The sequence below is a fragment of the Kitasatospora sp. NPDC092948 genome, from assembly GCF_044754805.1.
Classification (GTDB): domain Bacteria; phylum Actinomycetota; class Actinomycetes; order Streptomycetales; family Streptomycetaceae; genus Kitasatospora.
Genome location: NZ_JBIVPU010000009.1, coordinates 282890 through 290832 on the forward strand (window position 1 = coordinate 282890; position 7943 = coordinate 290832).

7 protein-coding genes are annotated in these 7943 nt (G+C 72.7%); 4 read left to right on the forward strand and 3 right to left on the reverse strand.

The window, feature by feature from the left end; translation table 11 throughout:
• Nucleotides 1–279 precede the first annotated feature (279 nt).
• Nucleotides 280–1767 carry an MFS transporter gene (locus tag ACIQF6_RS25515; protein WP_400898837.1) on the reverse strand — a complete coding sequence of 496 codons (1488 nt, stop codon included), beginning with the start codon at nucleotides 1765–1767 and terminating at the stop codon, nucleotides 280–282.
• Nucleotides 1768–1855: 88 nt separating this feature from the next.
• On the opposite strand from ACIQF6_RS25515, the gene ACIQF6_RS25520 reads away from it, so the two are divergent.
• Nucleotides 1856–2269 carry a MarR family winged helix-turn-helix transcriptional regulator gene (locus ACIQF6_RS25520; RefSeq protein ID WP_400898839.1) on the forward strand — a complete coding sequence of 138 codons (414 nt, stop codon included), beginning with the start codon at nucleotides 1856–1858 and terminating at the stop codon, nucleotides 2267–2269.
• A gap of 152 nt (nucleotides 2270–2421) precedes the next feature.
• Here the strand turns inward: ACIQF6_RS25520 and ACIQF6_RS25525 are convergent, their stop codons facing one another.
• Together ACIQF6_RS25525 and ACIQF6_RS25530 are read right to left on the reverse strand one after the other, a co-directional pair.
• A complete protein-coding gene (locus ACIQF6_RS25525; RefSeq protein WP_400898841.1) occupies nucleotides 2422–3369 on the reverse strand; it encodes a M56 family metallopeptidase in 948 nt (315 codons plus the stop codon).
• Between the two features lie 161 nt (nucleotides 3370–3530).
• Nucleotides 3531–4082: a DUF5134 domain-containing protein gene (locus ACIQF6_RS25530; protein ID WP_400898843.1), complete on the reverse strand. Its 552-nt coding sequence runs from the start codon at nucleotides 4080–4082 to the stop codon at nucleotides 3531–3533.
• A 370-nt stretch (nucleotides 4083–4452) separates the two neighbouring features.
• Here ACIQF6_RS25530 and ACIQF6_RS25535 point away from each other — a divergent pair, with 370 nt between their 5' ends.
• The 3 genes from ACIQF6_RS25535 to ACIQF6_RS25545 are packed head-to-tail and all read left to right on the forward strand — an operon-like array spanning nucleotide 4453 to nucleotide 7696.
• Complete coding sequence (locus ACIQF6_RS25535) at nucleotides 4453–5853, forward strand: DUF6421 family protein (RefSeq protein WP_400898845.1); 1401 nt, start codon at nucleotides 4453–4455, stop codon at nucleotides 5851–5853.
• Nucleotides 5850–6617, forward strand: a complete 768-nt coding sequence (locus ACIQF6_RS25540) for an SDR family NAD(P)-dependent oxidoreductase (protein WP_400898847.1) — start codon at nucleotides 5850–5852, stop codon at nucleotides 6615–6617. Before ACIQF6_RS25535 ends, ACIQF6_RS25540 begins: the two co-directional genes overlap by 4 nt.
• Nucleotides 6614–7696: a threonine aldolase family protein gene (locus ACIQF6_RS25545; protein WP_400898878.1), complete on the forward strand. Its 1083-nt coding sequence runs from the start codon at nucleotides 6614–6616 to the stop codon at nucleotides 7694–7696. Before ACIQF6_RS25540 ends, ACIQF6_RS25545 begins: the two co-directional genes overlap by 4 nt.
• The last annotated feature ends 247 nt before the right edge of the window (nucleotides 7697–7943 follow it).

Sequence of the window (7943 nt, forward strand, 5' to 3'; positions counted from 1 at the left end):
GCTTGTGGGGGCGGCCGAATGGCCTGCTTCCTGCGGCGCGGCGGGCCGCAGTTCGGTATCGGGGCGGCCAATCGGATTGACCGACGCCCGGCGAGCTGCCATGGTTTCTGCGCCGCCGTCCGGCCCGCTCGACGGGCCCGGAACCGGCGGTGCTCCGGCTCCACCAACACGGGGGTTTGGTGGAGCCGGCCCCGACGCTTCGTCAGGCACGCCCGATCGGGCGGCGGACACGTAGGACCTCACGGGTTCCGGGCCCAGGGGTGCTGGGCCCGCGGCTGCTCAGCGCTCCGACAGCACCTCCCGCTCCAGCAGCGCCTCCTGCTCCAGCGGCCGGTACTGGTAGTCCGGCACCGGGGCCGGTGCGGCGGCGGCCTTGGCCCGACCGCTGCGCAGGGCGCCCGTGAGCGCGATCAGCAGCCCGAGCGTGGTGGTGCCCGTCACCAGCAGCAGGGCGGGCCGGTAGCCGGCCAGCTGGGCGTGCGCATCGGTGCCGCTGCCGGTGCCCGCGGTGAGCACCGCGGTGGTGACGGCCAGCACGATCGCGCCGCCGACCTGGAGCGCGGTGTTCACCAGGCCGGAGGCCAGGCCCTGCTCGTCGTCCGGCACGCCGTTGGTGGCGGCCACGTTGATGGACGGGAAGCCGAGCGCGAAGCCCGCGCCGATCAGCAGCATGCTCGGCAGCACCAGGCCGAGGAACGAGCTGTGCTCGTCCAGCCGGAGGAAGAGGGCGTAGCCGACGGCCATCGAGGCGACGCCGACCGGCAGCACCCGCTCCGGGCCGAACCTGTCCAGCAGGCGGCTGACCGAGCCGGCCGAGAAGGCGACGATCGCACCGCCGGGCAGCAGGCCGAGCGCCGTCTCCAGCGCCGACCAGTCGAGCAGCCGCTGAAGGTACAGCGTGGCCACGAACTGGAAGCCCGCGTAGGAGCCCATCAGCGTCAGCGCCGTCAGGTTCGCCCGGCGGACGCCCGCGTTGCGGAAGATGCCGAGCCGCACCAGCGGGTGCGCGGTGCGCGACTCGATCACCAGGAAGGCCGCGGCCAGCGCCGCCACCAGCAGCAGCGAGCCGAGTGTGCGCAGCGACAGCCAGCCCACGCCCTGCGCCTCGGTGACCGTGAAGACCAGCAGCAGGACGGCGGCGGTGCCGGTGATCGCGCCCGCCACGTCGTAGCCGCCGGAGCTGCGCTGCTCGCCGTGCTGACGGGGCAGCAGCTTGATGCCGGCGAACAGGGCGATCAGCGCGATCGGAACGGGCATCAGGAACGTCAGCCGCCAGCCGGCCGACGTCAGCAGCCCGCTGATCACCAGGCCGAGCGAGAAGCCGGCGGCGGAGCAGGTGGTGTAGATGGACAGCGCGCGGTTGCGGGCCGGGCCCTCGGCGAACGTGGTGGTGATGATGGAGAGGCCGGCCGGGGCGGTGAACGCGGCGCTGATGCCCTTCAGGAAGCGGGCGCCGATCAGCAGCGGGCCGCTGTCGACCAGACCGCCGAGCAGCGAGGCGCCGGCGAACACGCCCAGGGCTATCAGGAAGACCCGGCGGCGGCCGAGCAGGTCGGCGGCGCGGCCGCCGAGCAGCAGCAGACCGCCGTAGCCCAGGACGTAGCCGCTCACCACCCACTGCAGGGCGGAGTCGGAGAGGTGCAGATCGGCGCCGATCGAGGGCAGGGCGACGCCCACCATCGAGACGTCGAGGGCGTCCAGGAACATGGCGGCGCAGAGCACCACCAGGGCGCCCCAGAGGCGTGGGGTCCATCGCGTGTCGGTCATGGCACCGTACGCTACATGCATGTGCATGGGATGCAAGTGCATTTAATGCGTCCGCAACAGATGCGTACGCATGTGCTAGCGTGGCGGCGTGACCGACTTCGACCCGGATCGTGACCCAGCAGTGGAGACGGCGCTCAGCGAGAAGTGGCGCGCCGTGCTGGCCTGCCATGCGGCCACGTCCTGTGCCATCGACCGCGAGCTGGGCGAGTCCTTCGGAATCGGCGTCAGCGAGTTCGAACTGCTGGAGCGCCTCTGGGAGTTCGAGCAGGAGGAACACCAGACGGGCTCGCGCGCCCAGGAGCTGTCCGGCAGCGTGCACCTCAGCCAGAGCGCCTTCTCCCGACTGGTCGCCCGAATGGAGAAGTCCGGCCTGGTGGAGCGCTCGCTGTGCGAGAACGACCGCCGCGGCATCTTCATCGCGCTCACCGACGAGGGCCGCGAGCGCTACCGCAAGGCCCGCCCGGTGCACCGCCGGATCCTCGCCGAGACGATGCCCGGCTGAAGGGTGACGCCCGACCGGCACGGTTGACGTCCGGCTGACGACTGACGACTGACGGCTGACGCCGGATCGGCGGGTGGCCTCGGATCGGCGGTTGACGTCGGGTCGGTGGCCGACGCCGGGCCGGCGGTTCGTGCGTTCCGCGGCGGTGCCGCTCAGAACAGCGTCGACAGCCCCGGCGCGGCCGCGATCAGCGCCGCCGTGACGGGGGCGGCCAGCGCCGCCAGTGTCCAGGCCAGCCGAGCCCGCCGCGACAGCCGGGGCTCGCCCAGCAGCAGCCGGTCCACCCGGGCCGGGGACTGTGCCAACTGCCGCGGCGGGCAGGACGCGAACACCTCGCTGTTCAACTCCGCGAGCGCCAGCGCGGTGGTCACCCGCCCGTGCCGGCGGGCCGCCCGATCGTCCGCCGCCAGCTCCACCAGCACCGCCACCTGGTCCCGGAACGCGGAGAACACCTCCACCCCCGGAAAGCCCGTCGCCAACGCCTGTGCACACTGCGCCAACCAGTGGTGCCGGGCCCGGACGTGGCCCCGCTCGTGGCTCAGCACCGCCGCCAGCTCCCGGTCCGAGAGCTGCTGAAGCGCTCCCGTGGTCACCACCAGCCGGGCCTGCGGCCCCGGCAGCGACCAGGCCTGCGGCCGGACGTTCTCCAGCACCACCAGCGGCTCCTTGGCCGCCCGCCGGCGCGGCAGCAACGAGGCCGGCAACTCGGGTGCACGCCGTACCAGTTGGGCGTGCCGGTGATCGCGTTCCGCGCGCGCCGAGCGGATCTCCCGGGCCAGCGACAGCGCCGTCCACAGCCCGCCCGCCGCCAGCACCGCCGCCGACAGCCGGCCCCAACCCTCCCGGCCCGCCAGGCCGTACGCCTGCGCCACCCCGTCCGGGGCACCCGAGAACACCACGTCCCGCCAGGCCGGCAGGGCGGCCGCGCTCGCCAGCAGCAGGCTCAGCACGCAGCACAGCAGCACCGCGACCACCAGCATCTGCCACACCAGCAGGGCCAACACCGGTTCTCGCTCGGGCCAGCGGGCCCGGGCCAGGCGGCTCGGCGCCACGGTGGCGAGCAGCAGTCCGAGCAACAACAGGCTCAGCAGTGCCGTCATGGCAGAGGCTCCCCGAGGCGGGATTCGAGGCGCGGCGATGCGCTTCCCCCCAACCTATGCCGCCGCACGCCGACGCGGAACGGCCGGGCGCCTCCAGTGACCAACACCACGTCGCCGCAGGGTTTCGGACGGTCCGTCAGCCGTCCGGTCGGGCCCGCGGCTCACATGGTCAGCAGCATCGCGACCATCCCGATCCCCATCGCGGCCCGGCAGGCCCGCGGCAGCGGCGGCGCCACCGGCGGGCCGCCCGCGGCGATCACCCGGCCGCCCACCCACAGCGCGTACCCGCCGAAGTACACCAGCAGCAGCCCCGTCACCACCGGCAGCCCGGCCGCCGCCGCATGGTGCCCGGCATGCCCGCCCGGCGGGGCGCCCGCCATCGCCAGCGCCATGTACGCCATCGCCAGCGCGCCGATCCCGTGGTGCAGCCGGTGCGCCCGCAGCCCCGCGCCGCGCCCGGCCAGCGCACCCACCAGCAGCACCGCCGCCAGCAGCGCGTACGGCCAGCCCCAGGGCACCCCCGGCAGCAGCGCCATGCCGGCCATGCCCAGGCCCATCGCGGCCTCCAGCACGTCCGACTCCCGGCGGGCCGCCCGGCCGTCCCCGCAGGACCTGTCGGTCCACCGGGTCTGCCGCACCCGCCACCCGCAGTAGCCGCCGCTGCCCGTGGCCAGCGCCGCCAGCAGCCAGTTCACCAGTGCCGGACCGTGCATCGCCTCCCCTTCCGGCCGGATGTGCGCGCGCACCCCACCATCACCGACCCCGGCCGGGCGCAGCAGGGCGTGAACAGGGGCGTATCGAGGCGCGGACGGGCCTGCGCCCGGCGTGGAAGGGGGCCCGGCGCGGGGCTCCGCGGCCGACAGTGACGGAGCGGAAGCCCCCGGTGGCGGGCCGTCCGGGGGAGGGGCAGGGTCGGCCGTACCGGAAGCGACGCCGGATCTGTCCGTTTCATCCAACGCGGCAGGGATCGACGCCGGTCGCGCACCGAACTGGAGCGTCCGCCGTCAAGTTGCTCTTGAGCCGGAAGACCTTTCGCATTTAACGTGGTCTTGTCGAAATAACTCCTGTCGAAGTGAGCCTGTGATGCAGAATCTTTCGCCGACTCTCGCGGCCGCGGGTGACACCCCCACTGCCGACCTTGCCGGACACCCGGCCTGGCTGCGCCTCAAGGACGCCGTCGAGGCCCTCCGTCCCCTCCAGTCCAAGGACGGCTCGATCGACCTGGCGGCCGTGCCGCGCCCCACCGTGGACCCGCTGGTCGAGACCGTGCAGGCCGCTGTCGCCGAGCTCGCCCCGTTCTTCCCGCACGACGCCGAGTACCTCGCCGCCGTCCGGGCCGACCTCGCCAAGTGGGCCAACACCGGCTACCGGGAGCCCGACTTCCTGGACTCGCTGATGGCCTTCCGCCCCAACGAGCAGCGCATCGACGGCATCGGCCACCTGGTGGTCTTCCCGATGTACACCCAGAACGGCAACCCCGACCGGAACCTGGAAGCCGTCCTGCTGAAGGTCGTCTGGCCCGAGTGGATCGCCGAGCTGGAGAAGACCCGCTTCGACAACCCCGGCTACCTCGGCATCACCTTCGACGACTTCACCGCCGGCTACGACACCAACTCCGCCGTGCTGTTCCCCGAGACGGTCGCCGTCCGCGAAGCGCCGGAACGTTTCACCTGGGGCGGCATCTTCTGCGACCGCGAGGCCGCCCGCTTCCGCACCGTCTCCACCAGCGCCGTCCGCCAGCTCGGCCTCGACATCCCGGCCGACGCCGCGAGCCTGCTCCAGGACCAGGAGCGCGTCCAGCAGACCTTCGTCCTGTGGGACCTGGTCCACGACCGCACCCACAGCCACGGCGACCTGCCCTTCGACCCGTTCATGATCAAGCAGCGCAGCCCGTTCTGGATGTACGGCCTCGAAGAGCTCCGCTGCGACCTGAACACCTTCAAGGAGTCGGTCAAACTCGAGGGCGAGGGCTACACCCAGGGCCGCGACGTCCAGTACGCCGTCCTGTTCGACCGGATGTTCCGCTTCCCGGTCACCGGCGACCGCGTCCGCAACTACGACGGCATGGGCGGCCAGCTGCTCTTCGCCTACCTGCACAAGCACGACGCGCTGCGCTGGCGGGACAACCGCCTCACCATCGACTGGTCGCGCGTCGCCGAGGTCACCAACCAGCTCTGCGCCGAGATCGAGACCCTCTACCGGGAGGGCATCGACCGGCCCAAGACCGCCCACTGGATCGCCGCCTACCAGCTGGTCTCGAAGTACCTCACCCCGCACCCCGCCTCCACCTGGGCCAAGGGCCCCGAGGCGCTCCCGCTCGACCTCGCCGACGACAAGGCGCTGCGCAAGGCGCTGTGCGACGCCGTCCACCCCGACGAGTTCCCGCTCAGCATGTTCTACGAGGCCCTGGCCAAGAAGCTCAGCCGGGTCATCGCCGACACCAAGGGCATCACCAGCGCCGACGTCGAGGAGATCGCCGCGTGACCACCGCACCCCGCACCGTGAACGGCCCGCTGGCCGGCAAGGTCATCGCCGTCGCCGGAGCCAGCGGCCCCGCCGGCCAGGCCACCATGCGCCGCCTCGCCGCCGACGGCGCCACCGTGATCGGCGCCGACATCGACCAGCAGCGCCTGGACAAGGCCGTCGAGGGCGTCCGCACCGCGGTCCCCGGCGCAAAGGTCACCGGGCAGGTCATCGACCTGCTCGACCCGCAGGAGGTCCACGACTGGGCCGACCACCTCGAAGCCGAACACGGCCACGTCGACGGCCTGCTCCACCTGGTCGGCGGCTGGCGCGGCAGCAAGACCTTCTTCGAGACCCGGATCGACGACTGGGACTTCCTGCACGACACCGTCGTGCGCACCCTCCAGCACACCTCGCTGGCCTTCCAGCCCGCCCTGCTGCGCAGCCCCGCCGGCCGCTACGCCATGGTCTCCGCCGCCGCCGCGCACAAGCCCACCTCGGGGGGCGCCGCGTACGCCGCGGCCAAGGCCGCCACCGAGGCCTGGACCCTCGCGATGGCGCACTCCTTCGTGAAGGAGACCACCGACGCGGACGGAACCCCCACCGCCGCAGCTGCGATCCTGGTCATCAAGGCCCTGGTCAGCCCCGAGATGCGCGCCGAGAAGCCGGACGCCAAGTTCGCCGGCTTCACCGACACCGCCGACCTGGCCACCACCCTGGCGGGCCTCTGGGACCGCCCCGCAGCAGAACTGAACGGACAGCACCTGTGGCTGACAGCCCGATGACCACCCCCTTCGGCCCGACCGACGCGGTGCGGCACCACGACCCCGCCGTGCGCGGCTTCGCCAGCGACAACTACGCCGGCGTCCACCCCGAGATCCTCGCCGCGATAGCCCTCGCCAACGACGGCCACCAGATCGCCTACGGCGAGGACCAGTACACCGAGCACCTGCAGACCGTCTTCCGCCGCCACTTCGGCGACCGGGCCGAGGCGTTCCCCGTCTTCAACGGCACCGGCGCCAACGTGGTCGCCCTGCAGGCCCTGCTGCCGCGCTGGGGCGCGGTGATCGCCGCCGCCAGCGCGCACATCAACGTCGACGAGTGCGGCGCGCCGGAGAAGCTCGCCGGCATCAAGATCCACACCGTCGCCACCCCCGACGGCAAGCTCACCCCCGAGCTGATCGACCAGCAGGCCTGGGGCTGGGGCGACGAGCACCGCGCCCAGCCGCTCGCCGTCTCCATCACCCAGTCCACCGAACTCGGCACCCTCTACACCGCCGACGAGGTCCGGGCGATCTGCGAGCACGCCCACGAGCGCGGCATGCTCGTCCACATGGACGGCTCCCGGCTCGCCAACGCCGCCGCCTCCCTCGGCGTCCCGTTCCGCGAATTCACCACCGACGCCGGCGTCGACGTGCTGTCCTTCGGCGGCACCAAGAACGGCCTGCTGTTCGGCGAGGCCGTGGTCGTGCTCAACCCCGAGAAGGTCCGCGACCTCAAGTACCTGCGCAAGATGTCGATGCAGCTCGCCTCGAAGATGCGCTTCGTCTCGGTCCAGTTCGAGGCCCTGCTCACCGGAGACCTCTGGCTCCGCAACGCCGGCCACGCCAACGCGATGGCCCTCCGCCTGGAGGCCGCCGTCCGCGAAATCCCCGGCGTCACCGTGGTCCGCCCGGTCCAGGCCAACGCCGTCTTCGCGATCCTCCCGCGCGAGGTCAGCGAGCGCCTCCAGAAGCACTACCGCTTCTACTTCTGGGACGAGCACACCGGCGAGGTCCGCTGGATGGCCGCCTTCGACACCACCGAGGCCGACATCGACGCCTTCGCCGCCGCAATCGCGGAGGAGATGGGCCGTCAGGGCTGACGCCCACCGCCCTGCAGGACGACGGCCGGTCCGGAAGACACCTTCCGGGCCGGCCGTCGGCGCTTCCGCGAGGCGGGACGGGCTGCGCCGGCGGCGGTCGCCGCGCGGGTCGCCCCGCCGGCCGCCGCGCTTCAGCTGCTCGAACCGGATGACCTGGGGAGGTGTTTGCACCTGGGGCGGATCCGGCGTAGTGTTCACTGGTCGCTCGGCAGGGAGCACCGGACACGCATCTGTGTGGACGGTCCCG

Bases quoted from the DNA above. Each gene is read 5' to 3' on its own strand.
- ACIQF6_RS25515 (WP_400898837.1), bottom strand. From the start codon at position 1,767: ATGACCGACACGCGATGGACCCCACGCCTCTGGGGCGCCCTGGTGGTG.
- ACIQF6_RS25525 (WP_400898841.1), bottom strand. From the start codon at position 3,369: ATGACGGCACTGCTGAGCCTGTTGTTGCTCGGACTGCTGCTCGCCACC.
- ACIQF6_RS25530 (WP_400898843.1), bottom strand. From the start codon at position 4,082: ATGCACGGTCCGGCACTGGTGAACTGGCTGCTGGCGGCGCTGGCCACG.
- ACIQF6_RS25535 (WP_400898845.1), top strand. From the start codon at position 4,453: ATGCAGAATCTTTCGCCGACTCTCGCGGCCGCGGGTGACACCCCCACT.
- ACIQF6_RS25545 (WP_400898878.1), top strand. From the start codon at position 6,614: ATGACCACCCCCTTCGGCCCGACCGACGCGGTGCGGCACCACGACCCC.